The organism is Enterobacter sp. YSU (assembly GCF_016082135.1).
Taxonomy (GTDB): domain Bacteria; phylum Pseudomonadota; class Gammaproteobacteria; order Enterobacterales; family Enterobacteriaceae; genus Enterobacter; species Enterobacter hormaechei_C.
Map to the genome: position 1 here is coordinate 3,096,001 of NZ_CP059487.1, position 24,254 is coordinate 3,120,254.

General features: G+C 57.9%; 18 protein-coding genes. 13 read left to right on the forward strand and 5 right to left on the reverse strand.

From position 1 onward, the window contains the following. The first annotated feature begins 7 nt into the window (after window positions 1-7). From iolD to iolB, 9 genes are all read left to right on the forward strand, one after another. Window positions 8-1,933, forward strand: coding sequence for a 3D-(3,5/4)-trihydroxycyclohexane-1,2-dione acylhydrolase (decyclizing) (gene iolD, locus H2Z33_RS15030; RefSeq protein ID WP_063134566.1), 1,926 nt, complete (start codon window positions 8-10; stop codon window positions 1,931-1,933). Window positions 1,934-2,232: 299 nt separating this feature from the next. Beyond that, the gene (gene iolG / locus H2Z33_RS15035) at window positions 2,233-3,219 is read left to right on the forward strand and encodes an inositol 2-dehydrogenase (protein ID WP_032669395.1); all 987 of its coding nucleotides are present in this window, start codon (window positions 2,233-2,235) and stop codon (window positions 3,217-3,219) included. 31 nt (window positions 3,220-3,250) lie between these two features. Beyond that, a complete protein-coding gene (locus H2Z33_RS15040) occupies window positions 3,251-4,180 on the forward strand; it encodes a substrate-binding domain-containing protein (protein WP_032654457.1) in 930 nt (309 codons plus the stop codon). Between the two features lie 48 nt (window positions 4,181-4,228). Then, the gene (locus tag H2Z33_RS15045) at window positions 4,229-5,776 is read left to right on the forward strand and encodes a sugar ABC transporter ATP-binding protein (protein ID WP_032669396.1); all 1,548 of its coding nucleotides are present in this window, start codon (window positions 4,229-4,231) and stop codon (window positions 5,774-5,776) included. Between the two features lie 11 nt (window positions 5,777-5,787). Beyond that, window positions 5,788-6,816 carry an ABC transporter permease gene (locus H2Z33_RS15050; protein ID WP_032669397.1) on the forward strand — a complete coding sequence of 343 codons (1,029 nt, stop codon included), beginning with the start codon at window positions 5,788-5,790 and terminating at the stop codon, window positions 6,814-6,816. Between the two features lie 8 nt (window positions 6,817-6,824). Next, entirely contained in the window at window positions 6,825-7,958 is a 1,134-nt protein-coding gene (locus H2Z33_RS15055; RefSeq protein ID WP_063134565.1) for a Gfo/Idh/MocA family protein, read from the forward strand. Window positions 7,959-7,970: 12 nt separating this feature from the next. Then, complete coding sequence (locus H2Z33_RS15060) at window positions 7,971-9,875, forward strand: bifunctional 5-dehydro-2-deoxygluconokinase/5-dehydro-2-deoxyphosphogluconate aldolase (protein ID WP_063134564.1); 1,905 nt, start codon at window positions 7,971-7,973, stop codon at window positions 9,873-9,875. Between the two features lie 11 nt (window positions 9,876-9,886). After that, window positions 9,887-10,777, forward strand: coding sequence for a myo-inosose-2 dehydratase (iolE, locus tag H2Z33_RS15065; RefSeq protein WP_063134563.1), 891 nt, complete (start codon window positions 9,887-9,889; stop codon window positions 10,775-10,777). A gap of 9 nt (window positions 10,778-10,786) precedes the next feature. Continuing rightward, on the forward strand, window positions 10,787-11,611 hold the full coding sequence (gene iolB / locus H2Z33_RS15070) for a 5-deoxy-glucuronate isomerase (RefSeq protein WP_032654443.1): 825 nt from the start codon (window positions 10,787-10,789) through the stop codon (window positions 11,609-11,611). Between the two features lie 340 nt (window positions 11,612-11,951). Here iolB and H2Z33_RS15075 read toward each other — a convergent pair whose 3' ends face one another. Then, window positions 11,952-12,140 carry a YfgG family protein gene (locus H2Z33_RS15075; protein WP_032654440.1) on the reverse strand — a complete coding sequence of 63 codons (189 nt, stop codon included), beginning with the start codon at window positions 12,138-12,140 and terminating at the stop codon, window positions 11,952-11,954. A 349-nt stretch (window positions 12,141-12,489) separates the two neighbouring features. Here H2Z33_RS15075 and H2Z33_RS15080 point away from each other — a divergent pair, with 349 nt between their 5' ends. After that, window positions 12,490-14,730, forward strand: a complete 2,241-nt coding sequence (locus tag H2Z33_RS15080) for an EAL domain-containing protein (protein ID WP_063134562.1) — start codon at window positions 12,490-12,492, stop codon at window positions 14,728-14,730. Window positions 14,731-14,734: 4 nt separating this feature from the next. Here H2Z33_RS15080 and ppx read toward each other — a convergent pair whose 3' ends face one another. From ppx to purM, 4 genes are all read right to left on the reverse strand, one after another. Further along, entirely contained in the window at window positions 14,735-16,273 is a 1,539-nt protein-coding gene (gene ppx / locus H2Z33_RS15085) for an exopolyphosphatase (RefSeq protein WP_032671813.1), read from the reverse strand. A gap of 3 nt (window positions 16,274-16,276) precedes the next feature. Continuing rightward, window positions 16,277-18,337, reverse strand: coding sequence for a polyphosphate kinase 1 (gene ppk1 / locus H2Z33_RS15090; protein WP_015572188.1), 2,061 nt, complete (start codon window positions 18,335-18,337; stop codon window positions 16,277-16,279). A 228-nt stretch (window positions 18,338-18,565) separates the two neighbouring features. Continuing rightward, a complete protein-coding gene (gene purN / locus H2Z33_RS15095; protein ID WP_063134561.1) occupies window positions 18,566-19,207 on the reverse strand; it encodes a phosphoribosylglycinamide formyltransferase in 642 nt (213 codons plus the stop codon). Next, window positions 19,204-20,241 carry a phosphoribosylformylglycinamidine cyclo-ligase gene (gene purM / locus H2Z33_RS15100; protein ID WP_017383509.1) on the reverse strand — a complete coding sequence of 346 codons (1,038 nt, stop codon included), beginning with the start codon at window positions 20,239-20,241 and terminating at the stop codon, window positions 19,204-19,206. Before purM ends, purN begins: the two co-directional genes overlap by 4 nt. A gap of 266 nt (window positions 20,242-20,507) precedes the next feature. Between purM and H2Z33_RS15105 the strand changes: the two genes are divergently transcribed. The 3 genes from H2Z33_RS15105 to uraA all read left to right on the forward strand — a co-directional run bounded on the left by H2Z33_RS15105 (window position 20,508) and on the right by uraA (window position 24,163). Continuing rightward, on the forward strand, window positions 20,508-21,938 hold the full coding sequence (locus H2Z33_RS15105; RefSeq protein ID WP_063134560.1) for a 6-phospho-beta-glucosidase: 1,431 nt from the start codon (window positions 20,508-20,510) through the stop codon (window positions 21,936-21,938). Between the two features lie 226 nt (window positions 21,939-22,164). Next, window positions 22,165-22,791 (forward strand): uracil phosphoribosyltransferase, encoded by a 627-nt coding sequence (upp, locus tag H2Z33_RS15110; protein ID WP_003860560.1) that lies wholly within the window; start codon window positions 22,165-22,167, stop codon window positions 22,789-22,791. Between the two features lie 82 nt (window positions 22,792-22,873). Beyond that, window positions 22,874-24,163 carry a uracil permease gene (gene uraA, locus H2Z33_RS15115; protein WP_017692944.1) on the forward strand — a complete coding sequence of 430 codons (1,290 nt, stop codon included), beginning with the start codon at window positions 22,874-22,876 and terminating at the stop codon, window positions 24,161-24,163. Window positions 24,164-24,254 lie beyond the last annotated feature (91 nt).

Consider the following 24,254-nt stretch of genomic DNA (forward strand, 5'->3'; position numbering starts at 1 on the left):
AGGTTTTATGCAAACCGAACGTATGACCATGGCCCAGGCGCTGGTCCGGTTCCTTAATCAACAGTACGTCAGCATTGATGGCATTGAAACGCCCTTCGTGGAGGGCGTCGCCACCATCTTTGGTCACGGCAACGTGCTCGGTATCGGCCAGGCGCTGGAGCAGGATCCCGGTCATCTGAAAATCATGCAGGGGTGCAACGAGCAGGGGATTGCCCACATGGCGACGGGGTTCGCCAAACAGCATCGCCGTCAGCGCATTTTTGCCGTCACTTCCTCCGTCGGGCCAGGCGCTGCCAATATGATTACCGCAGCGGCAACGGCGACGGCGAACCGCATCCCGCTGTTACTACTGCCGGGAGATATCTACGCCAGCCGCCAGCCGGACCCCGTACTGCAGCAGATCGAGCAGTATCACGATCTTAGCATCAGCACTAATGACTGCTTCCGTCCGGTCTCCCGCTACTGGGACCGCATCAACCGGCCGGAACAGCTGATGAGCGCGATGCTAAGCGCGATGCGAACGCTCACTGACCCCGCCGATACCGGCGCGGTGACCATTTGCCTGCCGCAGGACGTGCAGGGAGAAGCCTGGGACTACCCGCTGAGCTTCTTCGCGCGTCGCGTGCACCACATCGAGCGCCGCCCGCCAGATCCGGAGCGCCTGGAGCAGGCGCGGGCGCTGATCGCCCGCAAGCGCCGTCCGCTGGTGGTTTGCGGCGGCGGCGTGCGCTATTCCGGCGCGCATGAAGCGTTTCGCGAATTTGTCGAGACGCTGCGGCTGCCGTTTGCCGAAACCCAGGCCGGAAAGGGGGCGCTGGTAAGTGACCACCCACTTAACCTGGGCGGCGTGGGGGTAACCGGTGGTATGGCCGCCAACCAGCTTGCGCCACAGGCTGACTTAGTGATTGGCATCGGCACGCGTCTTACCGACTTTACCACCGGCTCCAAGGCGCTCTTTTCCCACCCTGACGTTGAGTTCCTGCTGCTGAACGTGGCCGAGTTTGATGCCCTGAAGCTGGACGCCACCGCGCTGATTGCCGATGCCCAAACCGGGCTGAGAGGCTTGACCCACGCGCTCGCCGGGTATCGCAGCGCCTGGGGAGAAGCGATTGCCGGGGCGAAGTCCGCCTGGCGCGACGAGTGCTGCCGCCTGTGGGATCGCCAGTGGCGTCCTGATGACGCACCCGAAGTGGCTGGACACCTGGATGCGCAGCTGGCGGAATACGGCGAGACGCTCAACACCCGGCTGACCCAGACGCGGGTGCTGGGGCTGATCAACCAGCATATTGAGGATAACGCCATCATGGTGGGCGCGGCCGGTTCGCTGCCGGGCGATTTACAGCGTCTCTGGCAGGTCAAAACGCCGGACAGTTATCATCTGGAGTACGGCTACTCGTGCATGGGCTATGAGATCGCGGCAGCTATTGGCGCGAAGCTCGCGAAACCGCAGCTACCGGTTTATGCCATGGTGGGGGATGGTTCGTACATGATGCTCCATTCCGAGCTGCAAACCGCCGTACAGGAGGGGATCAAAGTCACCATTCTGTTATTTGATAACGCCGGCTTTGGCTGCATTAACAACCTACAGATGGGGCACGGAATGGGCAGTTTTGGCACGGAAAACCGCAGGCGCAACCCGGAAACCGGGCGGCTTGACGGGCCGCTGGTGAAGGTCGACTTTGCGCAAAATGCGGAAAGCTACGGCTGCCGTGCGTGGCGTGTGAACGATGAGCAAAGCCTGCTGGCGGCGCTTGAGGCGTCACGCGCGCACCCTGGCCCGACGCTGCTGGACATTAAAGTGCTGCCGAAGACCATGACCCATGACTATGCGTCGTGGTGGCGTACCGGTGACGCGCAGGTGGCGGCGTCGTCTGCCGTGCGCAAAGCCGCGGAGCAAACGCAGGCGCAGCTGAAAAAAGCCCGGCAGTATTAAGTTTTTTCGCCTTAACGAAATTTTCATTTCATTTTCCCCTTACCCTACCCTCTCCCCAAAGGGAGAGGGGATAGTTTGGTGCGCTCTTTTCTCCCTCGCCCCTTTGGGGAGAGGGCCGGGGTGAGGGGAGTTGCCGCACGTCCTTCCATGTTGTGAGATTGATAACAAAATTTATCTCATTCATCTCAAAAGTGTTAACTCACACTCAAAAACATAATTTTCACTATTTATAAAAATGAAATAAATGTTTTATTTATAGGGTCGTTAGTTCACAGCATTCACCAACACCGGGAGCCGTTATGTTTAACATTGCTTTACTGGGCGCTGGCCGAATTGGCCAGGTTCATGCAGCTAACATCGCCAGCCACGGCGCGACCACGCTCTGGTCCGTGGTTGACCCGAATCAGGAATTTGCAACCCGTCTCGCCGCGCAGTATCAGGCCCGCCAGCAGAGCTTGATTGATGCGATGACCGACCCTAACGTGCACGCCGTGCTGATCGCCTCCGCGACTGATACCCACGCGGACCTGATTGAAATGGCCGCCCGCCACGGCAAAGCCATCTTTTGTGAAAAGCCGGTACACCTCGACCTCGCCCGCGTGCGCGACTGCCTGAAAGTGGTCAAAGAGTACGATGTGCCGCTGTTTATCGGCTTTAACCGCCGCTTTGACCCGCAGTTCCGTCGCGTTAAAACCGACGTGCAGGCCGGGTGCATCGGCAAGCCGGAATCGCTGCTGATTATCTCCCGCGATCCATCTCCGCCGCCTGTGGAATACGTGCGCGTCTCCGGCGGCATGTTCCGCGATATGACTATCCACGATTTTGACATGGCACGCTTCATCATGGGCGAAGAGCCGGTGTCGGTGTATGCCCAGGGCAGCAACCTGGTGGATCCGGCGATTGGCGAGGCGGGGGATATCGATACCGCGTTTATCGTTCTGAAATACGCCTCCGGCGCGATGGCGACCATCGTTAACAGCCGCCGTTCATCTTACGGCTACGACCAGCGCCTGGAGTTGCACGGCTCCGAAGGGCTGCTGTGCGCGGGCAACATCCTTGAAAACCAGGTGCAACACTACGGTAAACAGGGCTGCACCAGCGCGCTGCCGGAACATTTCTTCCTGCAGCGCTACAAATCCGCTTACGCCGCGGAATGGGAACACTTTGTTGCGGTCCTGCGTGGCGAAGCGGTACCTGACTGCAGCGGCGATGATGGTGAACGTGCGCTGTACCTTGCGGATAAAGCGCTGGAGTCGCTGCGTAGCCAGCGCGAGATCGTCCTCTAAACACCACAACCCTACACAGAGAGACATAATAATGAAAAAACTGATCGTAGCCGCCCTCATCGCCATGACGTCCGGGGCCGCCCTCGCCGAAAACGAGCAAATAGTTTTCAGTACGCCAAACCTGGCCATGCCGTTTGAAGTTCACATGCAGCGCACGGCGGTGAAAGCCGCAAAAGAGATGGGCGTGAAGCTTCAGGTGCTGGACGGGCAGGGCAGTTCACCGAAACAGGTAGCTGACCTGGAAAACGCCATCACCCGCGGGGCGCAGGGCTTTATCGTCTCCCCGAACGACGTAAACGCGGTCTCCAGCGCGGTGGATGAAATTCAGGATGCGAAGCTGCCGGTGGTCACGCTCGACCGCTCCGTCGACAGCCAGAAGAAAGTGCCGCACTTCGGCGCCAACAACTACAAGGGCGGCCAGGCAATTGGCGACTTCGTCAAAACCAAATTCCCCAACGGCGCGGACATCATTCTCCTCACCGGTCAGCCGGGCTCTTCCTCCAATATCGAACGCACCAAAGGGATCCGCGACAGTCTGAAGGCGGGCGGGGATAAGTACAAGATCGTCGCCGATCAGACCGGCAACTGGATGCGTTCCGAAGGGATGCGCATTGTGGAAAGCGTTCTGCCTTCGCTGCCGAAACGCCCGCAGGTGATCCTCTCCGCCAACGACGATATGGCGCTGGGGGCTATTGAAGCGCTGCAAGGCCAGGGCGTAAAGCCGGGAGAAATTCTGGTCACCGGCTTTGATGCGGTACCGGAAGCGCTGGCTCGCGTGCGCGACGGCTGGCTGGCGGTGACGGCTGATCAGCGTCCGGGCTTTGCGGTGCAGACGGCGATGAGCCAGCTGGTGGCCAACGTGCGCGAGAAGAAAGCCATCACCGGAGCCGACTACCCGCCGACGCTGATCACCAAAGAGAACCTACAGCAGGCCGAGCGTATCGGTGAGGCCGGTAACTGATATGTCCCGAGCCGCCTCTGGCGGCTCAACATGAGGAGGAGCAGACCGATGTCGCAACCCTTACTGAAAGTGACCGACCTGGCAAAAAGCTTTTCCGGCGTCTGGGCGCTGAGCAGCGCTCAGCTGACCGTCGGTAGCGGAGAAATCCACGCCCTGCTGGGGGAAAACGGGGCGGGAAAATCTACATTGCTGAAAGCGCTCGCGGGCGCGCAGCCGCAAACCCGCGGGGATATCTGGTTTAACGACGAAACGCTGCCGGTAGATGACTCTCCAGTGGAACGCCAGAACAAGGGCATTATCACCATCTATCAGGAGTTCAACCTGCTGCCCAACATGACCGTTGCGGAAAACATGTTTCTCGGGCGCGAACCGCGCAGGCGCAACCTGATCGTTGACGAAAAAGCAGTAAACCAGGAGGCGCAGGTCATTCTGGATTACCTGCAACTGAATGTTGCGCCGACCACACCGGTTGCCCGCCTGAGTGTGGCCCAGCAGCAGATGGTGGAGATCGCGAGAGCGCTGACCCTTAACGCCCGGCTGATCATCATGGATGAACCTTCCGCCGCGCTGAGCGACAGCGAAGTAGAAAGCCTGCACCGCGTGGTGCGGGAGCTTAAAAACCGTGGCGTGAGTATTATCTATGTAACTCACCGCCTGCACGAAGTTTTCCAGCTCTGCGATCGCTTCACCGTTTTCCAGGACGGCCGCTTCACCGGCACCGGCGCGGTGGTGGAGACCAACGTAGAGCAGCTGATCCGCCTGATGGTCGGGCGCGACGTAGCCTTTAACCGCCGTCCTGCCAGCGAAACGCATCATGAAGACAAACCCGTCCGCCTGGCAGTGAAGGGGCTGAGCCGCGAGAAGCCGCCGCTGGATCCGCACGGTATTGCCCTGCACGACATCAGCTTCCACGTCCACGCCGGGGAGGTGCTGGGCATCGCCGGACTGGTGGGCGCGGGACGTACCGAGGTGGCGCGCTGCCTGTTTGGCGCAGACGCGTTTACCTCGGGCAGCTTTGAGCTGGACGGCGTGCCGTATCAGCCGCGTGACCCGTTGTATGCCCTCGATCAGGGCGTGGCGCTGGTGCCGGAAGATCGCAAAAAGGAAGGGGCGGTGCTGGGGCTGTCGATCCGAGATAACCTGTCGCTCTCCTGCCTTTCGTCGCTGCTGAAATGGCGCTGGTTTGTGAACACCCGCAAGGAAGACGATCTGATTGAATCCTACCGCCAGGCGCTTCAGATCAAAATGGTCAACAGCGCGCAGGAGGTGCGCAAGCTCTCCGGCGGTAACCAGCAAAAAGTCATCCTCGCGCGCTGTATGGCACTCAACCCGCGGGTGCTGATCGTCGATGAGCCGACGCGCGGCATCGATGTGGGGACCAAATCGGAAGTGCATCAGGTGCTGTTTGACATGGCAAAAAAGGGCGTGGCGGTGATCGTGATCTCCTCCGATCTGCCTGAGGTGATGGCGGTGTCTGACCGGATCATCACCCTCAGCGAAGGTCGGGTAACCGGCGAGATCCACGGTGACGACGCTAACGAAGAACGGCTGATGACGATGATGGCTATCAACCATAACGCCCTGAACGCGGCATAACGGAGTTTCCCATGACGCAGATGATTTCTAAAACGCAGGCCCCGGTCAAACGCGCCGGACGCATCGATCCCATCGCCTTCTTCGAGCGCTTCGGGGTGCTGATTTTCATGATCCTGCTGCTGATCTTCTTCCAGTCGCAGAACAGCAACTTTTTCTCTGAACGCAATATTTTCAACATTCTGACCGAAGTCTCCATCTATGGGATCATGGCCGTGGGGATGACCTTCGTTATTCTCACCGCCGGGATCGACCTCTCCGTCGGCTCCATTCTGGCGGTGTGCGCCATGACCGCGGCGTACGTGATTAAGGGCGACAACTTTACCACCGTTGACCCGAACGCCTGGGGCGGCATGAGCTGGCTGATCGGCCTGGGGATTTGTCTGGCGATGGGCACGGCGATTGGATTTCTCCATGGCCTGGGCGTCACCCGCCTGCGCCTGCCGCCGTTTATCGTCACCCTCGGCGGGATGACCATCTGGCGCGGCCTGACGCTGGTGATTAACGATGGCGCGCCGATCGCCGGTTTCGACCCAGGCTACCGCTGGTGGGGGCGCGGGGAGTTGCTCGGCATCTCCATTCCGATCTGGATCTTCGCCATCGTCGCCGTCGGCGGCTATCTGGCGCTGCATAAAACCCGCTGGGGCCGCTTCGTCTACGCCATCGGCGGCAACCCGGAGGCGGCGCGCCTGGCGGGCGTCAACGTCAAGCGCGTGCTGGTCAGCGTCTACGTGCTGATTGGCTGTCTGGCGGGGCTGGCAGGCTTCATCCTGAGCGCGCGTCTGGGCAGTGCTGAGGCGGTGGCCGGAATTTCCTTTGAGCTGCGCGTTATCGCCTCGGTGGTGATTGGCGGCACCTCGCTGATGGGCGGCTACGGGCGCATCGGCGGCACCGTTATCGGCTCCATCATCATGGGCATTCTGATTAACGGCCTGGTGCTGATGAACGTCTCGGCCTACTACCAGCAAATTATCACCGGATTAATTATCGTTCTGGCGGTGGCATTCGATACCTATGCCAAGAGCCGTCGCGGCGCACTGTGAGGATCGTGATGAAAGAGATTCGTATTGGATTGATTGGCACCGGGTATATCGGCAAGGCGCACGCCATCGCCTATGCCCAGGCCCCGACGGTGTTCAACCTGCGCGGCACACTGGTGCGCGAGATGGTGGCGGAAGTGACGCCGGAGCTGGCGGCAGCACGTGCGCAGGCGTTTGGCTTCAACCGCTCCACTGGCGACTGGCGGGCGCTGGTGGCCGACCCGGCCATTGATGTAGTGGATATTTGCTCACCCAACCATCTGCATAAAGAGATGGCGCTGGAGGCGATCCGCCACGGCAAGCACGTCTACTCGGAGAAGCCGCTGGCGCTTAACGCCCACGACGCGCGCGCGATGGTCGATGCCGCGAAGCGGGCCGGGGTGAAAACGCTGGTGGGGTTCAACTACATGAAGAACCCGACCGCGCAGCTGGCGAAGGAGATTATCGCCCGCGGCGAGATTGGCGAGGTGATCCACTTCTACGGCACCCACAACGAAGACTACATGGCCGACCCGCTGTCGCACATTCACTGGCACTGCTTTAAAGAGACCGCCGGGCTGGGCGCGCTGGGCGACCTTGCGGCGCACATCGTCAATATGGCCCAGTACCTGGTGGGGGATATCGAGCAGGTCTGCGGCGACCTGAAGATCGTGGTCCCGGAGCGCCCGGCGAAGGCCGGATCGTCGGAGATGATTGCCGTCGAAAACGAGGATCAGGCCCACGCGATGGTGCGCTTCGCGAGCGGGGCGCAGGGCGTCATTGAAACCTCCCGCGTCGCCTGCGGCCGCAAGATGGGGCTGTCGTACGTCATCACCGGGACCAAAGGCGCCATCAGCTTCACCCAGGAGCGCATGGCGGAGCTGAAGCTCTATCTGCATGACGATCCGGTGAACCGTCAGGGGTTCCGCACGCTGCTCGTTGGCCCGGCGCACCCGGACTACGCCGCGTTCTGCATGGGCGCGGGCCATGGTATTGGCTTTAACGATCAAAAAACGGTGGAGGTGCGCGACCTGGTGGACGGGATTGCCGCCGACGCGCCAATGTGGCCGGACTTCGAAGAGGGCTGGAAGGTGTCGCGCGTGCTGGACGCGATCGCGCTCTCACACCTGGAAGGCCGCTGGCTGAACGTGAACGATATTGTCTGATGAGGTATCAACGTGGAAAAGCAGTTTGATGTGATATGCATGGGCCGCGTGGCGGTAGACCTCTACAGCCAGCAGGTTGGTGCCCGTCTGGAGGACGCGTCGAGCTTCGCCAAATATCTCGGCGGGTCTTCCGGCAACGTGGCGTACGGCACCGCGCGCCAGGGTTTACGCTCGTCGATGCTGGCGCGCGTTGGCGATGAACATATGGGCCGCTTCCTGCGCGAAGAGCTCAACCAGGTTGGCTGCGATACCCGCCATCTGATTATTGATAAAGAACGCCTCACGGCGCTGGTGCTACTCGGCATTAAAGACCGTGACACTTTTCCTCTGATTTTTTATCGCGATAACTGCGCGGATATGGCTATTACGGCCAGCGATGTGGACGAAAGCTACATTGCCTCCGCCCGTTGTCTTGCCATCACCGGGACGCATCTTTCTCATCCGCAGACCCGCGAGGCGGTGCTGACGGCGCTGGGCTATGCCCGCCGTCACGGCGTGCGCACAGTGCTGGACATCGACTTCCGTCCGGTGCTGTGGGGGCTGACCTCCTTAGGCGACGGTGAAACGCGATTTATCGCCGCCGACAAGGTCACCCGTGAGCTACAGGAGGTGCTGCACCTCTTCGACGTCATTGTCGGCACCGAAGAGGAGTTTCACATTGCGGGTGGCAGTACGGATACGCTACAGGCGCTGGCTCAGGTGCGTGGCGTGAGTCAGGCGACGCTGGTCTGCAAACGCGGCGCGCTGGGCTGCTCGGTCTATACAGACGCTATTCCGCCTCGTCTGGACGACGGCCTGACGGTGACTGGCGTGCGCGTGGAGGTGCTAAACGTCCTCGGCGCGGGGGACGCATTTATGTCCGGCCTGCTGCGCGGCTACCTGAACGACGAGGGCTGGGAGCAGGCGTGCCGCTATGCCAACGCCTGCGGCGCGCTGGTGGTGTCGCGCCACGGCTGCGCCCCGGCGATGCCGAGCAAAATTGAGCTGGATGACTATCTTTCCCGCGCTGCGGATGTGCCGCGCCCGGATCTCGACCCGCGTCTTAACCATCTCCACCGGGTGACCACCCGTCGCCGCGAGTGGCCGGAGCTGTGCGTGATGGCGTTCGATCACCGCAGCCAGCTTGAGGATATGGCGATGCAGTGCGGCGCGTCGCTTAAGCGCATTCCGGCGCTGAAGCAACTGATCCTGCAGGCCAGCCGCGAGGCGGCGAGCCGCGCCGGGCTGGAAGGTAAAGCTGGTCTGCTGTGCGACGGCACCTTTGGTCAGGACGCGCTGAACGCCATCACCGGGGAAGGGTGGTGGATTGGCCGCCCCATCGAGCTGCCTGGCTCCCGGCCTCTGGAGATGGAGCACGGCAACATCGGCACCCAGCTTATCAGCTGGCCGCAGGAGCACGTGGTGAAGTGCCTGGTCTTCTTCCACCCGGAAGATGCCCACGGCCTGCGCCTGGAGCAGGAGCAGAAAATCGCCGAGGTCTACCACGCCTGCTGCCAGTCCGGGCACGAGCTGCTGCTGGAAGTGATTTTGCCCGCCAGCATGCCGCGCAGCGACGAACTTTACCTGCGGGCCATTTCTCGCTTCTACAACCTGGGGATTTACCCCGACTGGTGGAAACTGCCACCGCTCTCCGCAGAGGGCTGGACGGCGTTGAGCGAGATTATCGAACGCCGGAACCCGTACTGCCGTGGGGTGGTGATCCTCGGGCTGGATGCTCCGGCAGAACAGCTCCGGGCCGACTTCAGAGCCGCGGCGGGGCAGCCGCTGGTGAAAGGTTTCGCCGTGGGACGCACGCTGTTTGGCGATGCTTCCCGCGCGTGGCTGAAACATGATATTGACGATGCGCAGCTGGTGGCGCGCATCCGGGACAACTACCTACAGCTTATCGCCTGGTGGCGCGAGCGCGGACACGCATAATGGAGACGACAATGAGTGTGCAATTAGGCATTAACCCGCTGACGTGGACGAACGACGATCTGCCTTCTCTCGGGGCGGAAACCTCGCTGGAGACCTGTCTGAGCGAAGGCAAAGCGGCAGGCTTTGCCGGTTTCGAGCTGGGGAACAAATTCCCGCGCGAAGCGCACCTGCTCGGCCCTGTTCTACAGCGCCACGACCTGCAGCTGGTTTCCGGCTGGTACTCCGGCCGCCTGCTGGAGCGCAGCGTGGAGGAGGAGATCGCCGCCGTGCAGCCGCACCTGACGCTGCTGCGCGAGTTGGGGGCGAAGGTGCTGGTCTTTGCGGAGGTGAGCGGCTGCATTCATGGCGAGCAGCAGACCCCGGTGCATCTGCGCCCGCGCTTCCCGCAGGAATGCTGGAAAGAGTATGGCGAGAAGCTCACCGAATTTGCCCGCTACACCCAGCAGCAGGGCGTGCAGATTGCCTACCATCACCATATGGGCACGGTAATTGAGTCCGCTGAGGACGTGGACAACCTGATGATCCACACCGGGGAGGCGGTCGGTTTGCTGCTGGATACCGGACATCTGACCTTTGCCGGGGCCGATCCGCTGGCGGTGGCGCAGCGCTGGGCGTCGCGCATCAACCACGTTCACTGCAAAGACGTGCGCGCCGACGTGCTGGCGGAGGTCAAAAACCGCAAAACCAGCTTCCTTGATGCGGTGCTCAGCGGCGTGTTTACCGTGCCGGGCGACGGCTGTGTGAATTACTCGCCCATCATGCGGCTGCTGAAAGCGCAGAATTATCACGGCTGGCTGGTGGTGGAGGCCGAGCAGGACCCGGCAATCGCCCATCCGCTTACCTATGCCCGACTGGGGTATAACAACCTGCACCGCCTGGCGCGCAATGCCGGACTTATTTGAGGAGGTGACATGTCACGTCTGTTATCACGCTGGCAACAGCCGAACGCGGAGGGGCGCACGCAGTCCGTTACGCCAGAAAGCGCTGACTGGGGGTATGTCGGCTTTGAAGCTTATGAGTTGCAGGAGGGGCAGCAGCTGACGCTGCCTGCTGTCAGCGAAGAGCGCTGTCTGGTGCTGGTTGCCGGTCGCGCTTCCATCAGCACCCCTTCCGCCCGGTTTAACGACATCGGCGAGCGGATGAGTCCGTTCGAGCGCATTAAGCCCTGGGCGGTTTACGTGACCCCACAGGAGACTGTAGAGGTGAAAGCGCTGACTAAGCTGGAACTGGCCGTCTGCGCTGCGCCGGGCACAGGAGCGTATCCGACGCGGCTGATTGCCCCACAGGATATCGACGGCGAAGCGCGCGGTATGGGCCACAACCAGCGCTACGTGCACAACATCCTGCCAGAAGACAAGCCTGCCGACAGCCTGCTGGTGGTGGAAGTGTGGACCAGTGAGGGCTGCACCAGCTCGTATCCCAGTCATAAGCACGACACCGATAACCCGTCGCAGGAGACGTACCTGGAAGAAACCTACTACCATCGTCTTAACCCTGCGCAGGGTTTCTGCATGCAGCGCGTCTACACCGACGACAGAACGCTGGATGAGTGTATGGCGGTCTATAACCGTGACGTGGTGATGGTGCCCAGGGGGTACCATCCTGTGGCAACGATGGCCGGGTATGACAGTTATTACCTCAACGTGATGGCCGGCCCGGTGCGCAAATGGATGTTTACGTGGGAGAAGGACCACGCATGGATTAACAGGAGTTATCCTGTAGATAACAGGCGCTGAAATCGGCTTTTCTTGTCGGGTGGCGCTGAGCCTACCCGACCTGCGAAACTTTGCCATCGCGCGCTCAGGTTCAGGATCATTCATCCGCTCACTCTTACTAACCACGAGCCATCCTGGTTTGTTATCCCACGCCACGTGAGTCACTTTTTCCCGACCCGACCCGCCATCTGACAGATAATCATTTTTAGGTATCGGAGATAGTTGGCGGCTATCGCCAGTCCGGAAAAGACCCGCGTCAACCCGAGGTAAATCTGCGGTGATGACCATACCCGGTCGGATGAAATCGCTCGTACAAAAGGATTGCAGGCATTATTCGAATAGTGCAAAAACACCCGGTACGTTAGCGCTCGGGCGTTTCAACGCTAAGACTGGTTTGCTGCGACTGAATTTTGTCCTGATGGTGATACCAGGCGCCAATGGAGGAATAAACAAAGCGGCCAAAGAAAAACAGGAAACTGATAAGCAGTATGATGCGGGTCATCCGGGTGTTAAATCGATGTCGTTTTCGCATACGCGTAGCCTGACTCACTTTCTTTTCCTGAGTATACCCTTTTGGGCGATACGGCTATTAAGGCACAGCCGCAAGTCAGGGTCAATTCGGCGAAATGTAAAATAGCGTCAATGCTTACATTAATTTATGTTATTAAAAACAACGCTTTTATTTATCGCATTGATAATTACAGGAAAAATATTCAAAAAAAACGTGAAAAAGGTTTATTCAGATAAATTAATTTGATTTAGGTCAACCGCATCCCGTCGTTGCTATTTAAAATCCCTCCTCCACTGTGCTTGCCAGGAATTTCCAGGCAACGTGTACGTCAGGTTGGATGCCTGTCTTCATTTACCCTCTGGAGCGCAAGGGTTGTAAACGAGCATCTATGAATATTCACCACATCCTGAAGCAAAATAAAGACCGCTGGTGGGCACTTCCTCTTATTTTACCCGTCGTGTTACTCCCGGTGCTTAGTGTGGCTAATACCTTAACGCAGTTGGGCGACGGTATCGTTGCGCTCTATTATCTCCCGCTCTCCTTTTTGCTGACGCTGATGTTATTCTTTGGCCTGGAAGCCCTCCCCGGGGTGGTGGTGTCGCTGTTTTTACATTATTACCCCTCCGTTGGGTTATTTGAAGCCATGGCCGGCATTCTGCATTTTATCGTTCCTCTGGTGCTCAGCTGGGGCGGTTATCGCGTGTTTGCGCCCCGGCGCAATATGACCGCTTACGATGACATACGCCTGATGGGGCAGCGTATTTTCTGGCAGGTGTTTTGCCCGGCAACGCTATTTCTGCTGCTGTTTCAGTTTGCGGTCTATCTCGGCGTCTATGAGAGCCGCCAGAGCCTCGCAGGACTGAATCCCCTCAATATTCGGACCCTTATTAACTATCAGGGGCTGCTGGTGAGCGGGCTGACGGGCGTGCCGCTAAGCTACCTGCTGATCCGTCTGATACGTCATCCGCGCTATATCAAGGGACTGATGTCCCAGCTCCGCGCGCAAATAGACAAAAAGGTGACGGTCTTTGAGTTTGTGGTGTGGTTTATAGCCCTGGGCGGGTTGCTGGTCATGCTGCTGCTGCCTATGAATGCAAACAGTTCCATTTTCAGTACCAACTACACCTTGTCCCTGCTGATGCCCGTGATGCTCTGGGGGGCGATGCGCTTTGGCTACAAGCTGATGTCACTCATCTGGACGCCGGTCCTGCTGGTGTCGATTCATTTTTTTTATCACTACATTCCGGTGCAAGAGGGGTATGGCATTCAGCTGGCGATCACCTCATCCAGCTATCTGGTCTTTTCCTTCGTTGTGACGTACATGTCGATGCTGGCGACACGCCAGCGGGCCATCAATATTCGCTCCCGCAGTCAGGCTTTTCTCGATCCGGTGGTGCATATGCCCAACCTGCGGGCGCTGTCGCGCGAGCTGGCCAGTCATCCGTGGTCAGCGCTCTGTTTACTGCGTGTGCCCGAGCTGGAGGTGCTGGGACGCAATTACGGCGTGATGCTGCGGATCCAGTATAAACAGCAGCTGGCGCAATGGATAAACGGCACCCTTCAGCCCAATGAGCGAGTCTATCACCTCACCGGGTATGACATGGCGGTGCGTCTGGAGGCGGAGTCGCATCAACAGCGCATTGAAACGCTGGACGAGCATATCAAGCAGTTTGTTTTTATCTGGGATGGTATGCCGGTACAGCCTCAGGTCGGCGTGAGCTATTGCTATGTACGCTCACCCGTCAATCATCTCTATCTGGTGCTGGGGGAACTGGGCATCGTGGCCGATCTCTCCCTTTCTACCAACCACCCGGAAAATCTTCAGCAGCGCGGGGCTGTTCATTTGCAGCGTAGCCTGAAAGATAAGGTCGCGATGATGAGTCGTTTGCAGGCCGCGCTGGAGCAGGACGCTTTTACCCTGCTGGTTCAGCCCGTTCGCGGGCTGCGCGGTGATTGTTATCACGAGGTGCTGCTGCGAATGCGTGATGATAACGGGGCGCTGATCTTCCCCGAGCAGTTCCTGCCCATTGCACAGGAGTTTGGTTTATCGTCGCGTGTTGATTTATGGGTACTGGAGCATACGTTGAGTTTTCTGGCACAGCACCGCCAGCGTTTGCCGGGCCAGCGCTTTGCGATCAACCTCGCACCTTCTACCGCCTACAGGGCGCAGTTCCCGCTTGAAGTGAGCCGCCTGTTAGCCAAATACGCCGTTGAAGCGTGGCAGTTGATCTTTGAAGTGACCGAAAGCAGCGCCTTTGGTCATGCGGATCTGGCGGCGTCGACCCTCAGGAAATTACAAAAAATGGGCATCCGGATCGCCATTGATGATTTTGGCACGGGCTACGCCAGCTATGCGCGGTTAAAAAGCGTGGACGCAGACATTCTCAAAATCGACGGCGGCTTTATTCGCAATATTGTCAGCAACAGCCTGGATTACCAGATTGTGGCTTCCATTTGCCATCTGGCCCGGATGAAGAAAATGCTGGTGGTGGCGGAATATGTGGAAACGGAAGAGATACGTAGCGCGGTGCACGCGCTAGGTATCGATTATGTGCAGGGCTATTTGATTGGGTTGCCGACTGAGCTTGATACGTTGCTCAACACGCAGCCTTCTCAGGAGACCGCCTGAGCCGTTACGCTGCCGCCTCAGAACTCTCTTCTTCAATCTTCAACAGCCAGCCGGTGACCGCTTCCCAGTACTGCTGCTCTTTTTCCAGATCCAGCAGCACCAGCGCGTTCTGGCTAAACCAGTCGTTCGGGAAGCTCAGCGTCCAGTGATAGTCATCCGTTTTTAGCTTCAGCGTCGGCGGCGTGGTGGTTGCCTGTCGCTGATTATTGAGCAACACGCCCAGGCGCAACAGCTGAATGAGCGGCAGGAACTGCTTTTTCTTAAATAACGTAAAGCGCGGCAGATCGTCGAGCTTGATGGCTTTGCGGTGATAGCGCACCAGCGTCGCCATCATGGTTTGCTGCTCCTGGTTGAAACCAGGCAGATCGCTGTTTTGCAGAATATAGGCTGAATGGCGATGCATTCCGCTGTGGTTAATGTTCAGCCCCACCTCGTGCAACATGGCGGCCCATTTCAACAGCGCGGCCAGCTGCGGATGCGCCAGCTTCGGATTCTGCTCCTCCCACTGCTCGTACATCTGAACCGTGGTTTCGAGCACCCGTTTCGCCTGTTCGCGGTCAATGTTGTACTGGTTGGCCAGGCTCTGCGCGGTGCGGCTGCGAATATCCTGATGACGGAAACGGCCTTCCATCTCATACAGCACGCCTTCACGCAGGGCGCCGTCAGAGAGGCGCAGCTCTTTGATCGCCAGCGCGTCAAACACGCCGCAGAGGATCGCCAGCCCCGGTACGAACACGGCTTTACGTTCGTCGGACAGACCCGGCAAACTCAGGGCGTCGAAGCTCTTATGCTTAAGCACCTCTTCGGTGAGTTTCACCAGGCGCTCAGGCGTAATAAACCCGTCTTTTTCACCCATTGCCAGCAGCACTTCATGGGCCGCTTTAATCGAACCCGATGCGCCCAGCGCCACGTTCCAGCCCTGAATACGGTATTGCCAGGCCAGATTTTCCAGTTTTTGTACGGCGGCCATGCGCGCGCGCTGGAAGTTTTCGCGGGTGATGACGCCGCCAGGGAAATACATCTGCGCGAAACTGACGCAGCCCATACGGCGGCTTTCCACCAGACGCGGCTCGAAGTCTTCGCCAATCACCAGTTCCGTGGAACCACCGCCGATATCAATCACCAGCTTGCGGCCTTTTTCCGGCTGCGTATGCTCCACGCCCATAAAAATCAGGCGCGCTTCTTCGTTACCGGAGATGATCTCAATCGGGTAGGGGATAACCTTTTCCGCGCGCTTAAGAAACTCCGGCGCGTTCAGCGCCTGGCGTAGCGTATGCGTCCCGACGATGCAGACGCTGGACGGCGAAAAGCCTTGCAAACGTTCTGCGAACAGCGACAGACAGTTCAGCCCGCGCTCCATGGCCTCTTCGCTCAGCATGTTACGCGCGTCGAGACCATCGGCCAGATGCACACGCTGCTTCAGACGACCGATGATCTGCATCGCGCCATCCACCTCGCGGGCGATGACCATATGGAAACTGTTTGAGCCAAGATCGACCGCGGCGAACTCCTGCGGGCGTGGGGTATTATCGTTTATTGGCATAGGTTAATCGGATTGCTCAAGTGATTTAATGTAATCGTAAATCGCCAGCTGCGAGCGCACTTTACGGCGATTGCCGCGCGGTACATAGCGATTACTGAGTTCTTTGTCGATATAACGTGCTTTCACCGTATCGCTGAACAGGATCTCGATAATGTCCAGGATACGCTGCTTAAGGCGAGGATCCAGCAGCGGTGCCGCCACTTCAATACGGTAATCAATGTTACGCGTCATCCAGTCGGCGGACGAGAGGTATACGCGCTTATCACCGGCGTTATCGAAAATATAGACGCGATCGTGTTCAAGATAGCGATCCACAATGCTGATCACGCGGATATTGTCGCTGATGCCTTCTAGTTCCGGAATGAGCGAGCACATGCCGCGAATGAGCAGATTTACCGGAACGCCGGAGCTGGAGGCCGCGTACAGGCGGTCCACCAGCCCTTTGTCCACCAGATTGTTGAGCTTCAGCGTGATGCCGGACGACAAGCCGTTCTGCGCATTGGCAATCTCTTTATCGATCATATCGTACAGCAGGCGCCGTGAGTTCTGCGGTGACACCAGCAGATAATCGAAGCTCACCGGGCGGTACGGGTTCTCAATGAAGTTGAACACCCGACGCACTTCGTTGGTGATGCGGGCATCGGCAGTCAGCAGCGAATAGTCGGTGTAAATTCGCGCGGTTTTCTCGTTAAAGTTCCCGGTACCGATATGGGCGTAGCGCACCACGTCGTCGCCCTCTTTACGGGAGATCAGGAACAGCTTGGCGTGAATTTTCAGCCCTGGCGCGGAGAAGATGACGTGTACGCCCGCTTCCGTCAGTCGGCGCGCCCAGTGGATGTTGGCCTCCTCGTCGAAGCGAGCCTGGAGCTCAACCACCACGGTCACTTTCTTGCCGTTGTGCGCCGCGTGGATCATCGCATCGATGATACGGGAATCTTTCGCCACGCGATAAATGTTGATTTTGATCGCCAGCACGTTCGGATCGAACGAGGCCTGACGCAGCAATTCCAGCACGTGTTCAAAGGTGTGATACGGATAGTAGAGCAGCACATCCCGTTCGCGGATGGCGTCGAACCCGTTGCGGAACTTATCGAACCAGATATGGCGCAGGCGCGGCAGCGGTTTGTTCACCAGATTGGCCTTGCCGACGTTCGGGAAGCCAATGAAATCTTTAAAGTTGTGGTAACGCCCACCGGGGATAATGGAGTCGTAGCGGGAGATGGTCAGCTTATCGCGCAGCATCTCCACCATCGCGTCCGGCATATCGCGTTGATAGACAAACCGCACCGGCTCCGCCGTCAGGCGCTGCTTGAGGCTGGAAGACATCAGCTCCATCATGCTGGCCTCCATCTCATGCACCAGATCGTACTCGGCGTCACGGGTCATCTTCATCGAGTAGGCGTTGAGCGCGTCGTAATCGAAGAAGCCTTTGAAGATATCGTCCAGGCAGTAGCGCAGGATGTTATCCAGCAGGATCATCGGCTTACGCCGGCGCGGGGTTTCCGGCGGCAGGTTTACAAAGCGTGGGACTTTATCAGACGGTATTTCCAGCAACGCGTAGTTAATGGTCTCACCACGAATGATTTCTACCGCCAGATAGGTGTAATCATCTTTCAGGAACTGCACCAGATCGGTTTCACGGTTGATCAGAATCGGGGTAATGTGCTGGCGCAGATAATGTTTGAAATAGTGGCGCAGCCAGTTTTGCTGATTCGCGGAGAGCTGGCGTTCGTTGATCAGGAAGATTTGGTTGCGTGCCATTTCCAGCAGCAGCTCGTTATAGAGGCCATCAAATTCCTGATCGGCTTTCATGACGCGAGACTGGATTTTTCCAAGCAGATGCCGCGAGTGGGAGTTTAAGCCCTGTTCTTCGCTGATGATGATTCGGCGTTTCAGTTCGGCGAAGCGAACCTTGTAGAACTCATCCAGATTGTTGGAATAGATGCCTAAAAAACGCATACGTTCAATCAGCGGGTTGCTTTTATCGGCCGCTTCCTGAAGTACACGTTCGTTGAATGCTAACCAGCTTAGCTCTTTCTCGATGTATAACTTTTCCTGACCCATTACAGCTCACACTCCAGTTCAATCACAGGACGTGGTAAATCCGTCTCGTCCTTATTATGGCGAGCATTTCCACGATATGTCCAACAGTGCCAGAAAAGTATGACAGTTATTTTTTTGTTGGGGAATTTAGAGGGTTGGGGGAGGGGGGGTCGGGTGGCGCTGCGCTTACCACGACCTACGGGACCGTAGGCCCGTGCAAGCGAAGCGCCGCCGGGCAATTCAAACAGACTACTCTTCAGCCGCATAACCCTGCGGGGGCAACTTCACGCCGTCCAGCCAGGCTGCGCCGTTGCGCATCTCCAGACGTCCATCGACAAACCAGCTTACCACCAGCGGATAAATGGCGTGTTCCTGCGTCTGCACACGTTCGGTCACGTCGTCTTCGTTGTCGCCGTCAAAGACCGGTACTTTTGCCTGCAAAATGACCGGACCGCCGTCCAGCTCGTCGGTGACGAAATGCACGGAGGTACCATGCTCCTCATCGCCGTTTTCCAGCACCTGACGATGGGTGTGCAGGCCGGGATATTTCGGCAGAAGAGAAGGGTGAATATTGAGCAGTCGTCCGGCGAAGTGTTCGACAAATGCCGGGCTCAGGATACGCATGTAACCCGCCAGCACCACCACGTCAGGTGCGTAGGCGTCAATCTCCTGCACCAGCTGACGGTCAAAGGCTTCACGCCCGGCGAACTGGCTGGCTTCCAGCGCGTGCGCAGGAATGTTCGCTACCCGCGCGCGCTCAAGGCCGAATGCATCGGCCTTGTTGCTGAATACTGCCCGAATGGTGCCATTGATTTTCTTCTGTTTGCAGGCGTCTATGATTGCCTGCAAATTGCTTCCGTTGCCGGAAATGAGCACCACGATGTTTTTCATTCAATGACCACACGCTGTTCGGAATCGGAAGCTTTAATCGTACCGATTTTCCACGCGTTTTCACCTTTTTCTGTCAGCAGCTTAACCGCTTTATCCGCTTCGCTGGCGGGCAGGGCGATAACCATGCCCACGCCGCAGTTAAAGGTGCGGTACATTTCGTGAGAGCTCACGTTGCCTGCGGTTTGCAGCCAGTTGAAGACGGACGGCCACTGCCATGAGGATGCGTCGATCACCGCCTGGGTATTGTCCGGCAGCACGCGCGGAATGTTTTCCCAGAAGCCGCCGCCGGTGAGGTGAGCGATGGCGTGCACGTCAACGTTCTCAATCAGCTCCAGCACGTTTTTCACGTAGATGCGGGTCGGGGCCAGCAGGTGATCGGCCAGCGGTTTGCCGTCCAGCTCGGTGGTCAGCGGGTCGCAACCGCTCACTTCGAGGATTTTACGCACCAGAGAGTAGCCGTTGGAGTGCGGACCGCTGGAGGCCAGCGCAACCAGCACATCGCCGTCAGCCACTTTGCTGCCGTCGATAATTTCTGATTTTTCTACCACGCCGACGCAGAAGCCTGCGACGTCATAATCTTCACCGTGATACATGCCAGGCATTTCCGCGGTTTCACCGCCGACCAGCGCACAGCCGGATTGCAGGCAGCCTTCGGCGATACCGTTAATGACGCTGGCTGCGGTATCCACGTCCAGCTTGCCGGTCGCGTAGTAATCGAGGAAGAACAGCGGCTCGGCGCCCTGTACCACCAGGTCGTTGACGCACATCGCCACCAGATCGATACCAATCGTATCGTGACGCTTAAGATCCATCGCCAGGCGCAGTTTTGTACCGACACCATCCGTACCCGAGACCAGCACAGGTTCACGATATTTTTGCGGCAGCGCGCACAGTGCGCCGAATCCACCCAGGCCACCCATCACTTCCGGGCGGCGGGTTTTTTTCACCACACCTTTGATTCGGTCAACCAGCGCATTACCTGCGTCAATATCAACACCGGCATCTTTGTAGCTGAGAGAAGTTTTGTTGGTCACGGCTTAAATCCCCACGCGATTGCATAGCTAGTAAGAAAAATCGGCGCAATTCTAACAGTCCAGGCAAACGTTTGCGAGCCTATTCTCGGCGCGAGGATCTTTTTTTCTGTGCGGGCTGTCCAGGGCAACAAACTTGACTCTGTTCACGAAAATGAAACCGGTTTCGGCGATCTGCTTGCAACGGCTATCCCCTTTGCACATCATCAAACTGAAACCGGTTTCTGTAACTGTTTTTGCAGAAAATAACGCAGAATGAGGGATAGCGAATGTCAGGATTTAAAGCAGGTTTTCTGTGGGGTGGGGCCGTTGCGGCGCACCAGCTCGAAGGCGGCTGGAAAGAGGGCGGCAAGGGCGTGAGCGTTGCCGATGTCATGACGGCAGGCGCCCACGGGGTACCGCGTGAAATCACCAACGGCGTGCTGGAGGGGAAAAATTACCCAAACCACGAAGCCATCGACTTTTATCACCGCTATAAAGAAGACATCAAACTCTTTGCCGAGATGGGGTTCAAATGCTTCCGCACCTCCATCGCCTGGACGCGTATCTTCCCGAAAGGCGACGAGCTGGAGCCGAACGAAGCGGGACTCAAATTCTATGACGATCTTTTTAACGAGTGCCTGAAGCACGGCATCGAGCCGGTGATCACGCTTTCCCACTTCGAGATGCCTTTCCACCTGGTGACGGAATACGGCGGCTGGCGCAACCGTAAGCTGATCGACTTCTTTGTTCGCTTCGCGAAGGTCGTTTTTGAGCGCTACCAGCATAAAGTGAAGTACTGGATGACCTTTAACGAGATCAACAACCAGGCCAACTTCCACGAAGACTTTGCGCCGTTTACCAATTCCGGGCTGAAATATGCGCCGGGAGAAGATCGCGAGCCGGTGATGTTCCAGGCGGCGCACTATGAGCTGGTGGCCAGTGCTCTGGCGGTGAAGGCGGGGCGCGAGATCAACCCGTCACTGCAAATCGGCTGCATGATTGCCATGTGCCCCATCTATCCGCTGACCTGTGCCCCGGACGATATGATGATGGCGATGAACGCCATGCATCGTCGCTACTGGTTCACCGACGTTCACGTGCGCGGCAAGTATCCGCAGCATCTGCTCAACTACTTTGAACGTCGCGGCTTCGCGCTGGATATCACCGAAGAAGATAAAGTGGCGCTGACGCAGGGCTGCGTGGATTACATCGGGTTCAGCTACTACATGTCTTTTGCTACCAAGGCGACGGCGGACAACCCGCAGCTGGACTACGACGAGAGCAAGAGCCTGGTCTCTAACCCGTACGTGCAGAAATCGGACTGGGGCTGGCAGATCGATCCTGTCGGGCTGCGCTACTCTCTGAACTGGTTCTGGGATCACTATCAGCTGCCATTGTTTATCGTTGAGAACGGCTTTGGCGCGATCGACGTGCAGGAGAGCGACGGCACGGTGAACGACCAGTACCGCATCGACTACCTTTCCGCACACATCCGCGAGATGAAAAAAGCGGTGGTGGAAGACGGCGTAGACCTGATGGGCTATACCCCGTGGGGCTGTATCGACCTGGTCTCTGCCGGCACCGGCGAGATGAAAAAACGCTACGGCTTTATCTTTGTCGATAAAGATAACGAAGGTAACGGCACGCTGAACCGCAGCAAGAAGAAATCGTTCGACTGGTATAAGCAGGTGATTGCCAGCAACGGAGAGCAGCTATAATTGCCCGGTGGCGCTGCGCTTACCGGGCCTACGGGATGTGTAGGCCGGGTAAGCGTTAGCGCCACCCGGCAGAATCCCGCACCCAAGCCGGAGCCCAGCCTCCGGCTTTTTTGTCTCTAAATCACTTTGCTTGATATACGTCAAGCAAGATGGGTATGGCGCAATCCGAAAAAAGCGGTATAATCCCGCGATTTTTTTGCGGATGCCACCTCAGAGGAGAAAGAGAATGAAGATTGTGGAAGTGAAACACCCACTCGTTAAACACAAGTTGGGCCTGATGCGTGAGCATGACATCAGCACGAAGCGTTTTCGCGAACTGGCTTCTGAAGTGGGTAGCCTGCTGACCTACGAAGCGACCTCTGATCTGGAAACGGAAAAAGTGACCATCGAAGGCTGGAACGGTCCGGTACAGGTTGAGCAGATCAAAGGTAAAAAAATTACCGTGGTGCCAATCCTGCGTGCGGGTCTGGGCATGATGGAAGGCGTGCTGGAGCACGTCCCAAGCGCGCGTATCAGCGTGGTGGGCATCTACCGTAACGAAGAGACGCTTGAGCCGGTCCCGTACTTCCAGAAGCTGGTCTCTAACATCGACGAGCGTATGGCGCTGGTGGTTGACCCGATGCTGGCGACCGGCGGTTCGATGATCGCCACCATCGACCTGCTGAAAAAAGCGGGATGCAGCAGCATCAAAGTGCTGGTGCTGGTTGCGGCGCCGGAAGGTATCGCGGCGCTGGAAAAAGCGCACCCGGACGTTGAACTCTATACCGCGTCTGTCGACCAGGGACTGAACGAGCACGGGTACATCATCCCGGGGCTCGGCGATGCCGGCGATAAGATTTTTGGTACTAAATAATCGAATAACGATAAAGAAGCCGACTTTGATAGTCGGCTTTTTTTTGAATAAAAACCAACAATGACACTCAGAGGAAAACACTATGACGCGCCGTGCTATCGGGGTGAGTGAAAGACCGCCGCTTTTACAGACTATCCCGCTTAGTTTGCAGCACCTGTTCGCCATGTTTGGCGCAACCGTGCTGGTGCCAATCCTGTTTCACATTAACCCGGCTACCGTGCTGCTGTTTAACGGCATCGGTACGCTACTTTACCTCTTCATCTGTAAAGGCAAAATCCCGGCCTATCTCGGGTCGAGCTTCGCGTTTATCTCCCCGGTACTGCTGTTGCTGCCGCTGGGTTATGAGGTCGCGCTGGGCGGCTTTATCATGTGCGGCGTGCTGTTCTGCCTGGTCTCCTTCATTGTGAAGAAAGCCGGTACCGGCTGGCTGGACGTGATGTTCCCGCCTGCGGCAATGGGGGCCATCGTTGCCGTCATCGGCCTGGAGCTGGCGGGCGTGGCGGCGAACATGGCCGGGCTGCTGCCTGCGGACGGTCAGTCACCGGATTCCAAAACCATTATTATTTCGCTGGTGACGCTGGGCGTGACGGTATTCGGTTCCGTCCTGTTCCGCGGCTTTATGGCGATTATCCCGATCCTGATCGGCGTGCTGGCGGGTTACGCGCTCTCCTTCGTGATGGGCGTTGTGGATACCACCCCGATTGCCGAGGCGCACTGGTTCGCGCTGCCAACCTTCTACACCCCGCGCTTTGAATGGTTCGCCATTTTCACTATTCTGCCTGCCGCGCTGGTGGTGATTGCTGAGCACGTCGGCCACCTGGTGGTGACGGCGAACATCGTGAAGCGCGACCTGATCCGCGACCCGGGCCTGCATCGCTCCATGTTTGCCAACGGTTTCTCCACCATCATCTCTGGTTTCTTCGGCTCCACGCCAAACACGACTTACGGTGAGAATATCGGCGTAATGGCGATCACCCGCGTCTACAGCACCTGGGTTATCGGCGGCGCGGCGATCATCGCCATTCTGCTCTCCTGCGTTGGTAAACTGGCGGCGGCGATCCAGATTATCCCGGTTCCGGTGATGGGCGGCGTTTCTCTGCTGCTGTACGGGGTGATCGGTGCCTCCGGTATTCGCGTGCTGATTGAATCCAAAGTGGATTACAGCAAGGCGCAGAACCTGATCCTGACCTCCGTTATCCTGATTATCGGCGTGAGCGGCGCGAAGGTGCACATCGGCGCGGCAGAGCTGAAGGGTATGGCGCTGGCGACCATCGTCGGCGTCGGCCTGAGCCTGATTTTCAAGCTGATCTCGGTGATCCGCCCGGAAGAGGTGGTGCTGGACGCAGACGAAAGCGAAAAAGCGCCACATTGATCGTCATGCCGGGCGAAGGATCGCCCGGTTCTCTCCTTGCAGGTTCCGTGTTAAACTCCATTCCGATTTTATGTAAGATCTCTGGTTGAGG

Excerpts from the sequence above, each read along its gene's own strand:
- uraA (WP_017692944.1), top strand. The coding sequence starts at position 22,874 with ATGACGCGCCGTGCTATCGGGGTGAGTGAAAGACCGCCGCTTTTACAG.
- purN (WP_063134561.1), bottom strand. The coding sequence starts at position 19,207 with ATGAAAAACATCGTGGTGCTCATTTCCGGCAACGGAAGCAATTTGCAG.
- ppk1 (WP_015572188.1), bottom strand. The coding sequence starts at position 18,337 with ATGGGTCAGGAAAAGTTATACATCGAGAAAGAGCTAAGCTGGTTAGCA.
- ppx (WP_032671813.1), bottom strand. The coding sequence starts at position 16,273 with ATGCCAATAAACGATAATACCCCACGCCCGCAGGAGTTCGCCGCGGTC.
- H2Z33_RS15050 (WP_032669397.1), top strand. The coding sequence starts at position 5,788 with ATGACGCAGATGATTTCTAAAACGCAGGCCCCGGTCAAACGCGCCGGA.
- H2Z33_RS15105 (WP_063134560.1), top strand. The coding sequence starts at position 20,508 with ATGTCAGGATTTAAAGCAGGTTTTCTGTGGGGTGGGGCCGTTGCGGCG.
- iolE (WP_063134563.1), top strand. The coding sequence starts at position 9,887 with ATGAGTGTGCAATTAGGCATTAACCCGCTGACGTGGACGAACGACGAT.
- iolD (WP_063134566.1), top strand. The coding sequence starts at position 8 with ATGCAAACCGAACGTATGACCATGGCCCAGGCGCTGGTCCGGTTCCTT.
- upp (WP_003860560.1), top strand. The coding sequence starts at position 22,165 with ATGAAGATTGTGGAAGTGAAACACCCACTCGTTAAACACAAGTTGGGC.
- iolG (WP_032669395.1), top strand. The coding sequence starts at position 2,233 with ATGTTTAACATTGCTTTACTGGGCGCTGGCCGAATTGGCCAGGTTCAT.
- H2Z33_RS15055 (WP_063134565.1), top strand. The coding sequence starts at position 6,825 with ATGAAAGAGATTCGTATTGGATTGATTGGCACCGGGTATATCGGCAAG.
- H2Z33_RS15080 (WP_063134562.1), top strand. The coding sequence starts at position 12,490 with ATGAATATTCACCACATCCTGAAGCAAAATAAAGACCGCTGGTGGGCA.
- H2Z33_RS15045 (WP_032669396.1), top strand. The coding sequence starts at position 4,229 with ATGTCGCAACCCTTACTGAAAGTGACCGACCTGGCAAAAAGCTTTTCC.
- H2Z33_RS15040 (WP_032654457.1), top strand. The coding sequence starts at position 3,251 with ATGAAAAAACTGATCGTAGCCGCCCTCATCGCCATGACGTCCGGGGCC.
- iolB (WP_032654443.1), top strand. The coding sequence starts at position 10,787 with ATGTCACGTCTGTTATCACGCTGGCAACAGCCGAACGCGGAGGGGCGC.